At 69.0% G+C, this 16,628-nt stretch carries 14 protein-coding genes, 1 pseudogene and 1 riboswitch; of the genes and pseudogenes, 10 read left to right on the top strand and 5 right to left on the bottom strand.

Features of this window, described 5'->3' with window-relative positions; translation table 11 throughout:
• Positions 1-336: pseudogene (locus tag AC07OD_RS13325) on the top strand (hypothetical protein); the annotation flags it as partial.
• A gap of 111 nt (positions 337-447) precedes the next feature.
• On the opposite strand, the gene AC07OD_RS13320 reads toward AC07OD_RS13325, so the two are convergent.
• Positions 448-1,002 (bottom strand): adenine phosphoribosyltransferase, encoded by a 555-nt coding sequence (locus AC07OD_RS13320; protein ID WP_218297014.1) that lies wholly within the window; start codon positions 1,000-1,002, stop codon positions 448-450.
• Positions 1,003-1,178: 176 nt separating this feature from the next.
• Between AC07OD_RS13320 and AC07OD_RS13315 the strand changes: the two genes are divergently transcribed.
• Positions 1,179-4,232 carry an EAL domain-containing protein gene (locus tag AC07OD_RS13315; protein WP_218297015.1) on the top strand — a complete coding sequence of 1,018 codons (3,054 nt, stop codon included), beginning with the start codon at positions 1,179-1,181 and terminating at the stop codon, positions 4,230-4,232.
• A gap of 216 nt (positions 4,233-4,448) precedes the next feature.
• Here AC07OD_RS13315 and AC07OD_RS13310 read toward each other — a convergent pair whose 3' ends face one another.
• A complete protein-coding gene (locus AC07OD_RS13310) occupies positions 4,449-6,434 on the bottom strand; it encodes a monovalent cation:proton antiporter family protein (RefSeq protein ID WP_494597027.1) in 1,986 nt (661 codons plus the stop codon).
• 124 nt (positions 6,435-6,558) lie between these two features.
• Between AC07OD_RS13310 and AC07OD_RS13305 the strand changes: the two genes are divergently transcribed.
• From AC07OD_RS13305 to AC07OD_RS13290, 4 genes are all read left to right on the top strand, one after another.
• A complete protein-coding gene (locus AC07OD_RS13305; RefSeq protein ID WP_218297017.1) occupies positions 6,559-7,560 on the top strand; it encodes a KpsF/GutQ family sugar-phosphate isomerase in 1,002 nt (333 codons plus the stop codon).
• A complete protein-coding gene (locus AC07OD_RS13300) occupies positions 7,560-8,144 on the top strand; it encodes a KdsC family phosphatase (protein ID WP_494597024.1) in 585 nt (194 codons plus the stop codon). Before AC07OD_RS13305 ends, AC07OD_RS13300 begins: the two co-directional genes overlap by 1 nt.
• Positions 8,145-8,208: 64 nt before the next feature.
• The gene (lptC, locus tag AC07OD_RS13295) at positions 8,209-8,835 is read left to right on the top strand and encodes an LPS export ABC transporter periplasmic protein LptC (protein WP_218297018.1); all 627 of its coding nucleotides are present in this window, start codon (positions 8,209-8,211) and stop codon (positions 8,833-8,835) included.
• 37 nt (positions 8,836-8,872) lie between these two features.
• Positions 8,873-9,655, top strand: a complete 783-nt coding sequence (locus AC07OD_RS13290; RefSeq protein ID WP_218339359.1) for an SDR family oxidoreductase — start codon at positions 8,873-8,875, stop codon at positions 9,653-9,655.
• Between the two features lie 118 nt (positions 9,656-9,773).
• Here AC07OD_RS13290 and rbp (AC07OD_RS13285) read toward each other — a convergent pair whose 3' ends face one another.
• Positions 9,774-10,310, bottom strand: coding sequence for an RNA-binding regulator (rbp, locus tag AC07OD_RS13285; RefSeq protein WP_218339360.1), 537 nt, complete (start codon positions 10,308-10,310; stop codon positions 9,774-9,776).
• 271 nt (positions 10,311-10,581) lie between these two features.
• On the bottom strand, positions 10,582-10,974 hold the full coding sequence (rbp, locus tag AC07OD_RS13280; RefSeq protein WP_218297021.1) for an RNA-binding regulator: 393 nt from the start codon (positions 10,972-10,974) through the stop codon (positions 10,582-10,584).
• A gap of 295 nt (positions 10,975-11,269) precedes the next feature.
• Positions 11,270-11,443, top strand: a riboswitch (yybP-ykoY riboswitch).
• Positions 11,444-11,466: 23 nt separating this feature from the next.
• Here rbp (AC07OD_RS13280) and AC07OD_RS13275 point away from each other — a divergent pair.
• The 4 genes from AC07OD_RS13275 (at position 11,467) to AC07OD_RS13260 (ending at position 15,209) form a co-directional block, all read left to right on the top strand.
• The gene (locus AC07OD_RS13275; protein WP_218297022.1) at positions 11,467-12,033 is read left to right on the top strand and encodes a TMEM165/GDT1 family protein; all 567 of its coding nucleotides are present in this window, start codon (positions 11,467-11,469) and stop codon (positions 12,031-12,033) included.
• Between the two features lie 250 nt (positions 12,034-12,283).
• Positions 12,284-13,414 carry a homoserine O-succinyltransferase MetX gene (metX, locus tag AC07OD_RS13270; protein WP_492246445.1) on the top strand — a complete coding sequence of 377 codons (1,131 nt, stop codon included), beginning with the start codon at positions 12,284-12,286 and terminating at the stop codon, positions 13,412-13,414.
• Positions 13,411-13,995, top strand: coding sequence for a methionine biosynthesis protein MetW (gene metW, locus AC07OD_RS13265; protein WP_010464865.1), 585 nt, complete (start codon positions 13,411-13,413; stop codon positions 13,993-13,995). The genes metX and metW overlap by 4 nt, the downstream gene beginning before the upstream one ends.
• An 83-nt stretch (positions 13,996-14,078) precedes the next feature.
• Positions 14,079-15,209, top strand: a complete 1,131-nt coding sequence (locus AC07OD_RS13260) for a glycerophosphodiester phosphodiesterase (RefSeq protein WP_494597020.1) — start codon at positions 14,079-14,081, stop codon at positions 15,207-15,209.
• Positions 15,210-15,261: 52 nt separating this feature from the next.
• On the opposite strand, the gene AC07OD_RS13255 is transcribed toward AC07OD_RS13260, so the two are convergent.
• Positions 15,262-16,596 (bottom strand): aminotransferase-like domain-containing protein, encoded by a 1,335-nt coding sequence (locus tag AC07OD_RS13255; protein WP_494597018.1) that lies wholly within the window; start codon positions 16,594-16,596, stop codon positions 15,262-15,264.
• Positions 16,597-16,628 lie beyond the last annotated feature (32 nt).

The following is a 16,628-nucleotide window of genomic DNA, read 5'->3' as shown; positions in this document are numbered from 1 at the left end:
GCCCCGGCGGCCGCAGCACTGCGCCCTGCGGCGGCGGCTCCGCAGGTGCCGCCACCGGTCGTTGCGGCGGCCGCGCCGGCCGCGGCGCCCCGCCCCGCCCCGCGCTACGAGCCCATCGAGGCGGACGAAGTGGCGGCGTTCAAACGCGCCCTGGCCACGGCGGCCGGTGCTTCCGCCGTGGCCGTGCCCGCCGCGGCCGCCAAGCCCGGCGTGCCGGTGCGCTCGGGGCCACTGCTGCCCCCTGCCCAGCCCACGGGCTTTGAAGACACGGAAATGCCGGGTGCCGACAGCCCCGCACCCGACCTGAGCAGCACCCAGTACGGCGAGCTGAACTGAACACCCCCGGGGCGGGACCCGAAGGTCCTGCATTCCCCCGGGTCGTCGAAAGGGGGGGGGGGCGAAGGTGGTGCCGTGGCGCAGGGCGGCGCGGGCGTTGCCGCCTCCGCCTCAATGGCCCTCGAAGTCCACCAGCGTGTACAGCGGCAGCCCGGACTCGCGCAGGCGCCGTGAACCGCCCAGTTCCGGCAGGTCCACGATGGCGGCGCCCTCGGTCACCGTGGCGCCCAGCTTCTCCAGCAGTTTTCTGCCCGCCATCATCGTGCCGCCCGTGGCGATGAGGTCATCGATGAGCAGCACGCGGTCCCCGGCCTTCACGGCGTCGGTGTGCAGCTCCACGGTGGCGCTGCCGTATTCGAGCTCGTAGGTTTCCTCGACCGTGGTGAAGGGCAGCTTGCCCTTCTTGCGGATGGGCACGAAGCCCACGTTCAGTTCATAGGCCACCACGGCGCCCAGGATGAATCCGCGCGCATCCAGCCCGGCGACCACATCCGGGCGCAGCGCCTTGTCCATGTAGCGGTGCACGAAGGCATCGATCAGCACCCGGAACACCTTGGGGTCCTGCAGCAGCGGGGTGATGTCCCGGAACTGCACACCGGGCGCCGGCCAGTCGGGCACGGTGCGGATGTGTTGGCGGAGGTATTCGTTGACGCTGAGTGGCTGCATGGCTGCGGGGGGAAATGAAGGATTGCGCGGGGCGCCCGAAGGCGAAAGGCGTGGCAAGTGTATCCAGCAGGGTTGATCGGGACCGCACCCCGCGCCGCGAACCCTCATAATGTTTCAGCGCTGTTACATCCGCTGTACCGCCACGCTGAAACACCCCTTCACACCGCAGATCGGCCATGCCCATCTCCATCCTGCTGATCGAAAGCGATCACCACCATGCACAGGCGGTGGTCGACGCGCTCGCGGACCCGTGGTCCGGCTGGCGGGTGGACGTGGCCGCGTCGCTGGCGGATGCGCGGGAACATCTGGGGCACAGCAGGCCGGACATCGTATTGGCGGCGCAGCGCACGGTCGATGGCTCGGCCTTCGACCTGCTGCGGCTGCTCGACGGCGTGCCGGCCATGATCGTCGTGCGCATGGGGGCGGAAACCCATGCGGCCCAGGCCATGCGCCATGGCTTCGACGACTTCGCGGTGCAGGACCCCGCGCTGGACTATCTGCTGACGCTGCCCGCGCAGATCGACTCGGTGCTCGAGCGCAATTCCAGCGCCCGCGCGCGGCTGGCGGCCGAGGCCATGCTGGCCCGCCAGCACCGCTTGCTGCAGGCCATCTCCCTCGCCCAGGCGATGTTCATCGCCAGTTCGGGACCCCGGGCCGCCTTCGAGGCCTTGCTCAAGGAGCTGATGTCGCTCACGCAGAGCGCCTTCGGCCTCGTGGGCCAGGTGCAGCGCGCCGAGGATGGGCACCCCTACCTGCGCGTGCACGCCATGACCGACATCAGCTGGGACGAGGCCTCCAGGGCCCGCTATGCCCAGCATTCCGAGGAAGGCATGGTGTTCGACAACCTGCACTCCCTGGTCGGGGCGGCGCTGGTGTCCGGCGAGCCGGTGCTCTCCAACGACGCCAGCCACGACACGCGCGGCGTGGGCACGCCCCGGGGCCACCCGCCGCTGCGCACCTACCTGGGGCTTCCCATCCACGCGGCGGGGGAACTGGTGGCCATGGTCGGCCTGGCAAACCGGCCCGAGGGCTATTCGGCGTCGGACGTGCAGTTCCTCCAGCCCCTGCTGAACACGGTGGGCCAGCTGGAGATGGCCCGCCGCGCCGAGCTGGCGCGCAGCGCGGTCGAGGCGGAGCTCGAACGCACCAGCGCCCTCCTGGCCGACAAGACACGAGCCCTGGAAGGCACGCTCGCCAGCGTGTCGCAGGGCATCACCAACGTGGATGCCGAAGGGCGGATCCGCGTCTACAACCGGCGCTATCTGGAGCTGCTGGATCTGCCGGAAGCACTGCTGGCCACGCAGCCCAAGGTCGAGGAAGTGGTGCGTTTCCAGACCGAGCGGGGGGATTTCGGCGCAGAATTCCAGCTCATAGAGCCCGCGGCGCGCAACTACGTGGCGTCCGAGTATTCCTCCCACGGTGGCCGGCTCACCATGCCCGACGCCTACGTGCGGCGCACCCGCGGCGGCCGCTACATCGAGGTGCGCACGCGCGCCCTGGAGCAGGGCGGCCGCGTGCGCACGTTCACGGACGTCACCGACTACCTGAGCACCCTGGAAGCCCTGCGCCTGAGCGAGTCCCGCTGGCGCAGCCTCACGCACCTGTCCTCCGACTGGTACTGGGAGCAGGACGCGCAGTTCCGCTTCGTGCGGCTGGACGGCAACCCTTACCACGAGGCCGGCGTGCCCAACGAGATGCACTACGGCCTCACGCGCTGGGAGCTGCCCAACACCTTCGTGGGCGATGGCCAGTGGCGCGAGCACCGCAGGCAGCTGGAGGCGCACGAGGTCTTTCACGACTTCGAGATGCAGCGCCTGACCGAAGACGGAAAACCCGTCTGGGTATCGATCAGCGGCGAGCCCATCTTCGATGAAGAGGGCCAGTTCACGGGCTACCGCGGCGTGGCCCGCGACATCACCGAGCGCAAGCTGGCCGAGGCGGAGATCCAGCGCCTGGCGTTCTACGACGAGCTCACGGGTCTGCCCAACCGGCGGCTGCTGATGGACCGGCTGGAGCGCGCGGTGAACATGTGCGCCCGCGAGGGCAGCCATGGGGCCTTGCTGTTCCTGGATCTGGACAACTTCAAGGGCGTCAACGACACCATGGGCCACGAGTGGGGCGACCGGCTGCTGGTGCAGGTGGGCGGCCGCGTCAGCGCCAGCGTGCGGGCCACGGACACCGTGGCGCGCCTGGGGGGCGACGAGTTCGTGGTGGTGGTCCAGGGCCTGGATGCCGAGACGCAGGCGGCCGCGGCCGAAGCGGAAGCCGTGGCCCAGAAGGTGCTGGCCGCGCTGAACCAGCCCTATGTGGTGCACGGCAGCGAAGTGCACAGCACGCCCAGCATTGGCATTGCCCTGTTCCGCGATGTGCAGCTGCCCGTGCAGGAGCTGCTCAAGCGCGCCGATCTGGCCATGTACCAGGCCAAGGCGCAGGGCCGCAACACGCTGTGCTTCTTTGATCCGGCCATGCAGGCGGCGGCCTCCGCGCGGTCGGCGCTGGAGGGGGATCTGCGGCAGGGGCTCGCGCGCAACGAGTTCCTGCTGCACTACCAGCCGGTGGTGGACGAGACGGGCCGGGTGCTGGGCGCCGAGGCGCTGGTGCGCTGGAACCATCCGTTGCGCGGCATGGTGCCGCCCGGGGACTTCATCCCCCTGGCGGAGCAGACCGGCCTCATCCTGCCCCTGGGGCGCCAGGTGCTGGCCATGGCGTGCCGCCAGCTGGCGCGGTGGACCGCGGCGCCCGGGACCGCGGGCTGGAGCGTGGCTGTGAATGTGAGCGCGCAGGAGTTCCGGCAGCCCGACTTCGCGGAGGAAGTCCTCAGCGTGCTGCGCGACTGCGGGGCCGACCCCGCGCGCCTCAAGCTGGAGCTCACGGAAAGCCTGCTGCTGCAGGACGTGGAGGAGAGCATCCACAAGATGCAGGCGCTGCGCACCCAGGGCGTGGGGTTCTCGCTGGACGATTTCGGCACGGGCTACTCGTCGCTCTCCTACCTCAAGCGCCTGCCGCTGGACCAGCTCAAGATCGACCAGAGCTTTGTGCGCGATGTGCTCACCGACCCCAACGATGCCACCATCGCCTGCACCATCATCGCGCTGGCCCACAGCCTCGGGCTGGACGTGGTGGCCGAAGGGGTGGAGACCGAGGGGCAGCGCGACTTCCTGCTGCGCAACGGCTGCAAGCGCTTCCAGGGCTACCTGTTCGGGCGGCCCGGGCCCGCCGAACTTTTGTAGTTTGCTATTAAATATATAGCTATTGGCGCTTGATAGATAAGCGCCAGGGCCATATTTAATTCAAATTTTGGCGTCAGCCTCAGCCACTGGCACGCATCGGGCGAGAGATGCGAAGCAAGGGCCGCCCCGCAGCGAGGGCATCGTCCCCCTTCCCGGAGCGCGTAGCGCGTAGAGAGAAGGGGGAAGGCACGCAGTGCCTCAGGGGGATGTACCCTGCTACCCGCGCAGCAGCTTGTCCTCGGCCAGCATCAGCGCCGCCGGGTGACCCGAGAGCACCAGCGTGTCGCCCGCCGCCAGCAGCGCATCGTCCACCGCCGAGCTCATGTGGCCGCTGCCGCGGCGCAGGTTCACCACCCGCACCCCCATGGCCGACAGCGCGAGCTGGCCCAGGCTCTTGCCCAGCGCGGTGGAGCCGGGGGGCAGGTTCACGGTGGACAGGCGTTCCTGGTCGCGCTCATTGACGGTGTCGTCGTCCGCGCCGTGGAAGTAGCCGCGCAGCAGGTTGTAGCGCGCGTCGCGCTGGTCCTGCACCAGGCGCAGCACGCGGCGCATGGGCACGCCCACCAGCGCCAGCGCATGGCTGGCCAGCATCAGCGAGCCCTCGATGGCCTCGGGCACCACCTCGGTGGCGCCGGCGGCCTGCAGCTTGTCCAGGTAGAGATCGTCCTGCGTGCGCACCACCACCGGCACCTGCGGCGCGTGGGAGCGCGCGTTGGCCAGCACCTTCAGCGCGGCGGGCACGTCGATGTAGGTGATGGCCACGGCACTCGCGCGCACCAGGCCCGCGGCCATCAGCGCCTGCAGGCGGGTGGCGTCGCCGTACACCACCGAATCACCGGCGGCGGCGGCTTGCCGCACGCGGTCCGGGTCCAGGTCGAGCGCCATGTAGGGGATGCCCTCATGCTCCAGCATGCGCGCCAGGTTCTGTCCGCAGCGGCCGTAGCCGCAGATGATCACGTGCTTGCTGCTGTTGATGGACTTGCGCGCGATGCTCGTCATCTGCAGCGACTGCTGCAGCCAGTCGCTGGCCACCAGCTTCATCACGATGCGGTTGCTGTACAGGATGAGGAACGGCGTGGCCAGCATCGACAGCACCATGGCCGCCAGGATGGGGTTCATCAGCGCCGGCTGCACCAGCCCGTTGGCCTGCGTGAGCGACAGCAGCACGAAGCCGAATTCGCCCGCCTGGGCCAGGTACAGCCCGGTGCGCAGGGCCACGCCGGTCGTGGCGCCCATGCCCCGCGCGAGCACCAGGATGATCACCAGCTTGAGGAGCAGGGGCACCGTGAGCAGCGCCAGCACCAGGGCCCAGCGGTCCACCAGGATGTGCCAGTCCAGCATCATGCCGATGGTGATGAAGAACAGGCCGAGCAGCACGTCGTGGAAAGGCCGGATGTCCGTGCCCACCTGGTGGCGGTACTCGGTTTCCGACACCAGCACGCCCGCGATGAAGGCCCCGAGGGCCAGGCTCAGCCCCGCCAGCTCCGTGAGCCAGGCCAGGCCCAGGGTGATCAGCAGCAGGTTGAGCATGAACAGCTCGTCGCTCTTGCGCCGCGCCACCAGGGTCAGCCACCAGCGCATCAGCCGCTGCCCGCCCGTGAGCAGGATGCCCACCAGCACCGTGGCCTTGACCAGGGCCCACGCCAGCGCGGTCAGGAGCTGGTCCGGGGACGAGCTCAGCGCGGGAATCAGCACCAGCAGCGGCACCACGGCCAGGTCCTGGAAGAGCAGGATGCCCATCACCCTGCGGCCGTGCTCGCTTTCCAGCTCCGCCCGTTCGGCCATGAGCTTGACCACGATGGCCGTGCTGCTCATGGCCATCACGCCCGAGAGCGCCAGCGCGGTCTGCCAGCCCATCTCCCAGACGCCGCCCGCCACGCGCGCCAGCAGCAGCGCCGCGCCCGACACCACGGCCATCGTCAGCACCACCTGCATCAGGCCCAGGCCGAACACCTGGCGGCGCATGGCGCGCAGCTTGGGCAGGCTGAACTCCAGCCCGATGGCGAACATCAGGAACACCACGCCGAATTCGCCCAGGTGGCGCACCCCTTCCGAGTTCTGCGCCAGCGCCAGCGCATGCGGCCCGATCAGCACGCCCGCCGCCAGGTAGCCCAGCATGGGGGGCAGCTTGAGGCTGCGGCAGGCCACCACGCCCAGCACCGCGGCCAGCAGGTAGAGCAAGGTGAGGGCGAGAGAGGACATGGTTCGATGCTATCCGAGGCCAGCAGCCTGTTCACGATCTTCTTGTCCGAAGCACGGGGCGTGCCAGAGGGGGACAATAAATCCAGGGCCCGCCCAGGGCCTGCCCGGTCGATAGAATCCCGGGATGACTCCCGCACCTGCCGCACTGCCCCCCTTTGATGCTGATCAGGCCCTGCGTCTGGCACGTGAGACTTTTGACATCGAGGCTGCGGCCGTCCTGGGGCTGAAGACCCGTGTTGGCGCGTCGTTCACGCAGGCCGTGCAGGCGATCCTCACTGTGCGCGGGCGGGTGGTGGTGATGGGCATCGGCAAGAGTGGGCATGTCGGGCGCAAGATTGCCGCCACGCTCGCCTCCACCGGGACACCCGCGATGTTCGTGCACCCGGCCGAAGCCAGTCACGGCGACCTTGGCATGATCAAGTCCATCGACATCGTGCTGGCGCTCTCCAATAGCGGGGAGGTGGATGAAGTCACCACCCTGCTGCCCGTGATCAAACGCCTGGGAGCCATGTTGATTGCGATGACAGGGCGGCCACAATCCACCCTGGCCAAACATGCGGACATCGTGCTCGACAGCGGCGTGGAACGAGAAGCCTGCCCGTTGCAGCTCGCCCCCACCGCCAGCACCACCGCCCAGCTGGCCATGGGCGATGCCCTGGCCGTGGCGCTGCTCGATGCCCGGGGCTTCCGCCCCGAAGACTTTGCCCGTTCGCACCCTGGCGGTGCGCTGGGGCGCAAGCTGCTCACCCATGTGAGCGACGTCATGCGGACAGGGGCGGAAATCCCGAAAGTGGCGCCCGGCGCCGCCTTCAGCGACCTCATGCGCGAGATGAGCGCCAAGGGGCTGGGCGCCTCGGCCATCGTGGACGCGGCCGGGCAGGTGCTGGGCATCTTCACCGACGGCGACCTGCGCCGCCGCATCGAGGCGGGGGCCGATCTGCGCACCGCCACGGCCGAGCAGGTGATGCACCCCAGCCCGCGCCGCATCGCGCCGGATGCGCTGGCGGTGGATGCCGCGGAAATGATGGAGGCCCATGCCATCACCAGCGTGCTGGTGGTGGATGCCGCGGGCGTGCTCACCGGGGTCGTGCACATCGGCGACCTCATGCGCGCCAAGGTGATCTGATGGTGGCGGGCCCCTCTTCCTCCTCCTTCCTGCCCGATGCCGCGCCCGCGCTGCAGATCGATCCCGAGCTGCTGCTGCGGGCCCAGGGCGTGCGCGTCGCCTTCTTCGATGTCGACGGCGTGCTGACCGACGGCGGCCTGTACATCAGCGAATCGGGCGAGACCCTCAAGCGCTTCAACACCCTGGATGGGCACGGGCTCAAGCTGCTGCAAAAGGCGGGCATCACCCCCGTGGTGATCACGGGGCGCGACTCCCTGCCCCTGCGCGTGCGCCTGAAGGCCCTGGGCGTGGAGCACGCCGTCTTCGGCACCGAGGACAAACGCCCGGCCGCCGAGCAGATCCTGGCCACCCTGGGGCTGGGCTGGTCCGACGCCGCCGCGATGGGGGACGACTGGCCCGACCTGCCCGTCATGCGCCGCAGCGCCTTTGCGTGCGCGCCGGCCAATGCCCAGGCCGAAGTGCGCCAGGCGGCCCATTTCGTGACCCAGGCCCGGGGAGGCGACGGCGCCGCGCGGGAGCTGTGCGACCTGCTGCTGGTGGCCACGGGCCGCTACGCCGCACTGCTGGCGGAATACACCGCATGACCCGGCCCGCCCCGCACCCATGGACCACGGGCCAGGCTGGCGCCCCCGGCCCGGAGGCGGCCCCATGACGCGCAACGTGATCCGCCAGGGCTGGGACCAGTTCTCGCTGTACCTGCCCGTCGTGCTCATGGGCCTGCTGGCGCTGGGCACCTGGTGGCTGGTGCGCAACGCGCCCATGCCCCTGCTGCCCGCCGCCGAACGCCAGCAGGGGCACCAGCCAGACTACTTCATGAAATCCTTCTCGGTGAAGAGCTTTGACGCCGCGGGGCGGCTGCAGAGCGAAGTGCAGGGCGCGGAGGCGCGGCACTACCCCGACACCGACACGCTGGAGATCGACAAGGCGCGCATGCGCTCGGTCACGCCCGCCGGGCGCCTCACCGTGGCCACGGCGGACCGCGCCCTGACCAACGCCGATGGTTCGGAGGTCCAGCTGTTCGGCAACGCCATCGTCACGCGCGAGCCCCTGGCCGCCAGGCCGGGGACGCCGGCGCAGCCGCGGCTCGAGTTCCGCAGCGAATTCCTGCACGCCTATACCAGCACGGAGCGTGTGCGTTCGGACAAGCCCGTCACCCTCACGCGCGGCAACGATCGCTTCACCGCCGACGGCATGGACTACGACAACCTCGACCAGGTGCTGCAACTGCGCGGGCGCGTGCGCGGCGTGCTCCAGCCCGGCACGGCCAAGCCCTAGCCGCCGAGCCCACCCCTGTCCCTGCCCGGAGCCCCCCATGACCACTCCCCTTGTCTTCATCACCGGAGCGTCCAGCGGCATCGGGCAGGCGCTGGCCCTGCGTTTCCATCGCTCGGGCTACCGACTGGCGCTGGCGGCGCGCCGGACATCCGAAGTGAAAACATGGGCTGACGCACAAGGGATAAGCGCGGATAGCTACGAAATTTATAGCGCAGACGTGGCGGTCACCGACAGCATCGTTGCGGCGGGCCGCGACTGTGTCGCGCGCCAGGGAGTGCCGGACGTGGTCATCGCCAATGCCGGCATCAGCGTGGGCATGGACACGGCCGTGCGTGATGACCTCGAAGTGATGGCGCGCACCTTTGCCACCAACAACATCGGCGTGGCGGCCACGTTCCACCCCTTTGTCGATGCCATGGCACAGCGGGGCAGCGGCACGCTGGTGGGCATCGGCAGCGTGGCGGGCATCCGGGGCCTGCCCGGCCACGGCGCCTACTGCGCCAGCAAGGCCGCCGTCATCAGCTATTGCGAAAGCCTGCGCGGGGAAATGCGCCCGCACGGCGTGCGCGTGGTCACCATTTCGCCGGGCTACATCGACACGCCGCTCACGCGCCAGAACCGCTACAGCATGCCGTTTCTGATGCAGGCCGGTGATTTCGCGGACCATGCCTACCGGGCCATCACCCAGGGCGTGAGCTACCGGGTCATCCCGTGGCAGATGGGGGTGGTCGCCAAGGTGCTGCGGCTCCTGCCGAACGCGCTTTTCGACAAGCTGCTGTCAGGCCGCCCCCGCAAGCGGCGCCAGGACGAGCAGACATAGCGCGCCGGCCCCGCGCCGGGCCGCCGCCGCCCGCCCGCCGGCTGGGGCGGCCGCCCATGAAAAAAGCCCCCGAAGGGGCTTTGGCCTTGCCAGGAAAACTCCCCGGCAGGGTGCTTCTTCAGTAGCTGCTGCCGCCGCCACCGCCATAGCCGCCACCGCCGCCGTTGCGGCCACCACCGCCACCGCCGCCGTTGCGGGAACCGGAGCCGTAGGGGCTGCGGAATCCACCTTCGCTGCGGCCGCCACCGCCGTAACCACCGCCGCCACCACCCTCGCGGCCGCCGCCATAGCCACCACCGCCGCCTTCACGGCCACCGCCGTAGCCGCCACCACCACCGCTGCGGCCACCACCGCCGCCGTAGCCGCCGCCACCGCCGCCAAATCCACCGCTGCGGGGTGGGCGGGGCTCCATGGGGCGTGCTTCATTCACGACGATGCTGCGGCCGCCCAGGGGCTGACCATTCATGCCGTTGATCGCGGCCTGGGCTTCTGCGTCGCTGCCCATTTCCACGAAGCCAAAGCCCTTGGATCGACCCGTGTCGCGCTCCATCATGACCTTGGCGCTGGTCACTGCGCCGAATTGGCCGAAGGCCTGTTCCAGATCGCTGTCGCGCACCGAGTACGGCAGGTTGCCGACGTACAGTTTGTTGCCCATCGAGGGACTCCTCAAAAACACATGGATAAAGCGATGGAGTCCCGAAAACGCAGCCAGCTAATCTCAATGACGCTCTCAGCGCGAAACTGACGGATCACCGCAAACTTGGAAACGGGTTGCACCCGCCAACCCATTATGCGCCACACTTTTGCCGAAAAAGCAAGCGGTGATGCCGACTGTGGTGGCGATACCGCGCGGCCATGAAAAAAGGAGCCCTGGGGCTCCTTTGTCTTGCCTTCGGCAGGCCGCGAGGTCTGCCGATGAGGTCTTTTTAGTAGCTGCTACGGCCACCGCCGTAACCACCACCACCGCCGCCGCCGCTACGGCCACCGCCGTAACCGCCGCCGCCACCACCGCCGTAGCCGCCACCACCACCGTTGCCGCCGCCGAAGCCGCCGCTACGGGGAGCACGGGGCTCCATGGGGCGGGCTTCATTGACCACGAGGTCACGGCCGCCGAAGTTTTGGCCATGCACGCCTTGGATGGCGGCTTGGGCTTCTGCATCGCTGCCCATTTCGACAAAGCCGAAACCCTTGGAGCGGCCGGTGTCGCGCTCCATCATGACCTTGGCGCTGCCAACCGAGCCGTACTGGCTGAAGGTCTGCTGCAGATCTTCGTCGCGGAAAGAGTAGGGCAGGTTGCCCACGTAAAGTTTGTTGCCCATGAAGGACTCCTGAAAAAACATGAAAACGCGATGGAGCCCGACGCAATCAACAAACCTGTGACGACTTCAAAGACGCGAAACTGACCATTCACCGCTAAGCTAACTGCTCTCCTGCAAGCAGAAAAGCGAACCCATTATTAATCACTTTATGTGGCGCGTGGGGTTTTATTTCTGGGGAAAGCCGCCCGTCGTGCACAAATCAGGGTTTTCACGCGTGCGCGGAAGGGTTTTCCCGAGGAAAAAAGACAGGCGGTCACGGCCGGGGCACCCCCGCCAGGCTGGCGCAGGGTAAAATACGCGGGTCTTTGGGGAGTAGCCCGCCCGGTGCGCAATGCGCCGGGGGCATGCGTCAACAAACTTGGGTCCGGTGGACCTATGGCGCATGCGGTTTTCTAGCTGGGCGAGACCATTGACTGCATGCCGATCCAAATGGCCGGAGTCGGGGTGCAGTCAGTGCGTTTCGAACAACATCCGGCCGGACAGGACCCCCACATGGAACCGTTTTTCATCTCCACCGCCATCGTCGCGCTCGCCGAAATGGGCGACAAGACGCAGCTTCTGGCGCTCGTGCTCGCCGCACGCTTTCGCAAACCCTGGCCCATCGTCCTCGGTATCCTGGTGGCCACGCTGGTCAACCATGGCCTGGCCGGCGCAGTGGGCTCGTGGGTGACGACGTTCGTGGGGCCGCAGATCCTGCGCTGGATCCTGGGGGCATCGTTCATCGCGATGGCCATCTGGATGCTGATCCCCGACAAGCTTGACGAAGGCGAGGCCGACGGCTCGCCGCGCTGGGGGGTGTTCGGCACCACGCTGATCGCGTTCTTCCTGGCCGAGATGGGCGACAAGACGCAGATCGCCACCGTCATGCTGGCCGCGCAGTACAACGCCTACCTGTGGGTGGTGGCAGGCACCACGCTGGGCATGATGATCGCCAACGCGCCCGTGGTGTGGCTGGGCGAGCGCATCACCCGCCGGGTGCCGATCCGCGCGGTGCACATCGTGTCTGCCGTGATCTTCCTGGTGCTGGGGCTGCTGGCCATCTTCACGCCGGTCGGCTGAGGGAGGCTGCGAAAAGCAGGAGCCATCCGCAGGCGCTTTTGGTATATTTGCCAGACGCGCCGATTTGCCACAGCTTGCGGGCGCTTTATAAATCCTGCTAAAGACCCGTCCGACCTATGTACCCGGCCTCGTTTTTAGCGACGCCGGGTTTTTTTGTCCTGGGGCGGCGCTCCAGGCCAGGGCGGCTTCCTTGTTTGTGGAGCAGCGGCGCGCGCAAGCGGTGGAACATGAGGGCTCACCAGTTCCAACTATGTCGTTCATCGCAACACCTCAGACCATGCACTTTGCGGAGGTGCTGCCGCTGCAAAGCGGTGCGTCCATCCGCGACTACCACCTGGCCTACGAGACCTACGGCAGGCTCAACGCCGACCGCTCCAATGCCGTGCTCGTGTGCCACGCGCTCAACGCCTCGCACCACGTGGCCGGCGTCTACGCGGGCCAGGACAAGAGCGAGGGCTGGTGGGACAACATGATCGGCCCGGGCAAGCCCGTGGACACCGACCGCTTCTTCGTCATCGGCGTGAACAACCTGGGCTCGTGCTTCGGCTCCACCGGCCCCATGCACAACCACCCCGACACGGGCGAGGTCTACGGCGCGGATTTCCCGGTGGTCACGGTGGAGGACTGGGTCAACGCCCAGGCCCGCCTGCTCGACCGCCTGGGCATCCAGCAGCTCGCCGCCGTGCTGGGCGGCAGCCTGGGCGGCATGCAGGCGCTCTCCTGGACGCTGCAGTACCCCGAGCGCATGCGCCACGCGGTGGTGGTGGCCAGCGCGCCCAACCTCACGGCCGAGAACATCGCCTTCAACGAGGTCGCCCGCCGCGCCATCGTGACCGACCCGGACTTCCACGGCGGCCACTTCTACCGGCACGGCGTGATCCCCAAGCGTGGCCTGCGCATCGCCCGCATGATCGGCCACATCACGTACCTGAGCGACGACGTGATGAACGAGAAGTTCGGGCGGCAGCTGCGCGAGGGCCTGGAACTCAAGTACAGCACGCAGGACATCGAATTCCAGATCGAGAGCTACCTGCGCTACCAGGGCGACAAGTTCAGCGACTACTTCGATGCCAACACCTACCTGCTGATCACGCGCGCGCTGGACTACTTCGACCCCGCGCGCACCCAGGGCGGCAACCTCACGCGGGCGCTGGCGCGGGCCACGGCGCGCTTCCTGCTGGTGAGCTTCACCACCGACTGGCGCTTTTCACCCAAGCGCAGCCGCGAGATCGTCAAGGCGCTGCTCGACAACCGCCGCAGCGTGAGCTACGCCGAGATCGACGCGCCCCACGGGCATGATGCCTTTTTGCTCGATGACGCCCGCTACATGGGCGTGATGCGCTCTTACTTCGATAGCATTGCAAAGGAGCTGCAGCCATGACCGAAAAAGCGGCGATGCAAGCCCTGGCACGCTTGGTGCCCCCCGGCTCGCGCGTGCTCGACCTGGGCTGCGGCAACGGTGCCATGCTCGACTACCTGCAGCGCGAGCGCGGCTGCAGCGGCTACGGCGTGGAGATCGACGATGCCAACGTGCTCGCCTGCGTGCAGCGCGGCGTCGATGTGATCCAGCTCAACCTCGACGAGGGCCTGGCCATGTTCGGCGACAACTCGTTCGACGTGGTGCTGCAGCTCGATACGCTGCAGCACCTGCGCAATGCCGAAACCATGCTGCGCGAGACGGCGCGCGTGGGCCGCACGGGCGTGGTGGCCTTCCCCAACTTTGCGCACTGGCCCAACCGCCTGTCCATCCTGCGCGGTCGCATGCCCGTCACGCGGCGCCTGCCCTACCAGTGGTACGACACGCCCAACATCCGCGTGGGCACCTACAAGGACTTCGAGGTGCTGGCCACCAAGAACAGCCTGCGCATCCTGGATGCCTTCGGCCTGCAGGATGGGCAGGAGGTGCGCTGGCTGCCGAATGCACGCGCGGGCACGGCGGTCTTCCACTTCGAACACGCGTAGCGCTTGTGGGTGTGTGCGCCCCGGCGACACGCCGCTGTCAAGCGCATCGGCTAAGGTGCGGGCTCTGCTTGTAGGAGACCCGCATGAAACGCATTGCACTGCGCGCCACGACTGCTGCCGCGTTGCTCGCCACCTGGGCGCTGGGCGCCATGGCCCAGGCCTGGCCGCCCACCCCCACGGTGATCGCCCACCGGGGCGCCTCGGCGCTGCGGCCCGAGCACACGCTGGCGGCGTACCAGCAGGCCATTGACGATGGCGCCGACATCATCGAGCCCGACCTGGTCATCACCAGGGACGGCGTGCTGGTGGCCCGGCACGAGAACGCCATTGCCATCCTGGGCGCCGATGGCTCGGTGAAGGAAGCCACCACCGACGTGGTGGACCGCCCCGAGTTCGCGGGCCGCAAGGCCACCAAGACCATCGACGGCCAGTCCATCACCGGCTGGTTCACCGAGGACTTCACGCTGGCCGAGCTGAAAACCCTGCGCGCCCGCGAGCGCATCCCCGCGCAACGCCCCGCCAACGTGGCCTACAACGGCCAGTTCGAGGTGCCCACGCTGCAGGAGGTGATCGACCTGGCCAAGGCGGCGACGGCCAAAACCGGCCGCGTGATCGGCATCTACCCCGAGACCAAGCACCCCACCTATTTCCAGTCCATCGGCCAGCCGCTGGAGGCGCCGCTGCTCGCCGTGCTGGAGAAGAACGGCTGGAACCACAAGGACGCCCCCGTGTTCGTGCAGTCGTTCGAGGTGGCCAACCTGCAGGCGATCCGCAGGCTCAGCAGCGTGCGCCTGGTGCAGCTGGTGGCTCCCTCGGGCCGGCCGTATGACTTTGTGGCCCAGGGCGCGGCCAATGCGCGCGGTTATGCCGACCTGATCACGCCCGAAGGCCTGAAGCAGGTGGCCACGTATGCCAATGCCATCGGCCCTTTCAAGACCCTGGTCGTGCCGGTGAAGGACGGCCTGCCCGGCGAACCCACGCCGCTGGTCGCGCGTGCCCGCGCCGAAGGCCTGGCCGTGCACATCTGGACGCTGCGGCCCGAGAACGCCTTCCTGCCCGCCGGCCTGAAGAAGGCTCCGGCGGCGGATGGCACGGCGCGCGGCGACAGCGCCGCCGAGATCACGGCGTATCTGCGCGCGGGCATCGACGGCTTCTTTACCGATGACCCCGCCGTGGGCCGCGCCGCGGTGCGGGCGTTCACCGGCAAGCAGTGAAGCCGGGCGGCTGCCCCGGAAGGCGCGGCGTGTCGCGGCGCGGCCATACCGCTCAGGAAGAGTCGCTTTCCACGACCGCCTTCACGGCGGCCAGGGCCCGTGGCAGGTCCTCGCAGGGGATGGAGCCCAGCGCCAGGCGCAGCGCATGCGGCACGTGTGCCGTGGTGGCAAACCCTTCGGCGGTGGACACCGCAACGCCGCGCTGCGCGAGCGCCCCGGCCACGCGGTCCGCACGCTGGTCGTCGCCCAGCGGCAGCCAGGCAAAGTACGAATGCGGGTGCCGCACCAGCGGCAGCCCGGCCAGGGCCTCGCTGGCGATGGCCTGGCGGCGGGCCGCGTCGGTGCGCTTTTCGGCCTCCAGGCGCGCCACGGTGCCGTCCTCGATCCAGCCGCAGGCGATGGCAGTGATCACGCCCGCCGTGTTCCAGGCGGTGGCACGCACGGCGCGCTCGATGGGGGCGATCAGCGCCGGCGCGGCCGCGACAAAACCAAAGCGCAGGCCCGTGGCCACGTTCTTCGACAGGCTCGACAGGTAGACCGTGCGCTCGGGCGCCAGCGCGGCCACGGGCGGCGGCGCGTCGGCCGCCAGGTAGGCGTAGGGGGCGTCCTCCAGCACCAGCAGGTCGTGGGCGCGCGCCAACGCCACCAGGCGCTTGCGGGCCCCCGCATCCATCACGCAGCCCAGCGGGTTGTGCAGCGTGGGCATGGTGTAGATGGCGCGCACGGGCCGGGCCTGGCACAGGCGCTGCAGGGCGTCCAGGTCCGTGCCGCCCGGCCCGACGGGCACGGGCGCCAGGTCCAGCCGCATGCGCTCGGCCAGCACGCGAAAACCGGGGTAGGTGAGGGCATCCACCGCCACCACATCGCCGGGGCTGAGCAGCCCCAGCGCCGCCACCGCCATGCCGTGCTGCGCGCCGTTGACGATGAGCACCTGCTCGCCGGTCACCCACAGCTGGCGGGTGGCCAGGTGCCGGGCGACGATGGCGCGCTCGTGCGGCCGCCCGCCGTAAGGGTGGTAGTGCAGCAGGGATTCCAGGTCGCCCGATGCCGCCAGCCTGCGCAGCGCGTCGCGCAGCAGGTCCGCCTGCCCCGGCACGCCGGGGCTGTTGAACGACAGGTCCGCCGAGCCGGGTGCGGGCGTGGCCAGGTCGGCGCCCAGGCCGCGCGGGCAGGAGGCATCGCGCACGAAGGTGCCGCGCCCGGTTTCGCCCACCACCAGGCCAATGGCCTCCAGCTCGGCGTACACGCGGCTGGCGGTGGCCAGCGCCAGGCCGTGGCGCTGCGCCAGGGCGCGGTGCGTGGGCAGCCGGGTGCCGGGCCGCAGCCGGCCCGCGCGGATGTCGGTGGCCAGCGCATCCACCACCTGCTTGTACCGGACCTGGCCCATGGCGCCTCCGCAGTGTATTCATGACAATTTTT

The organism is Acidovorax sp. GW821-FHT10E03 (assembly GCF_059415205.1).
The sequence above is the reverse complement of the archived record's forward strand: the minus strand, read 5'-3'. Positions and strand labels throughout refer to the sequence as shown.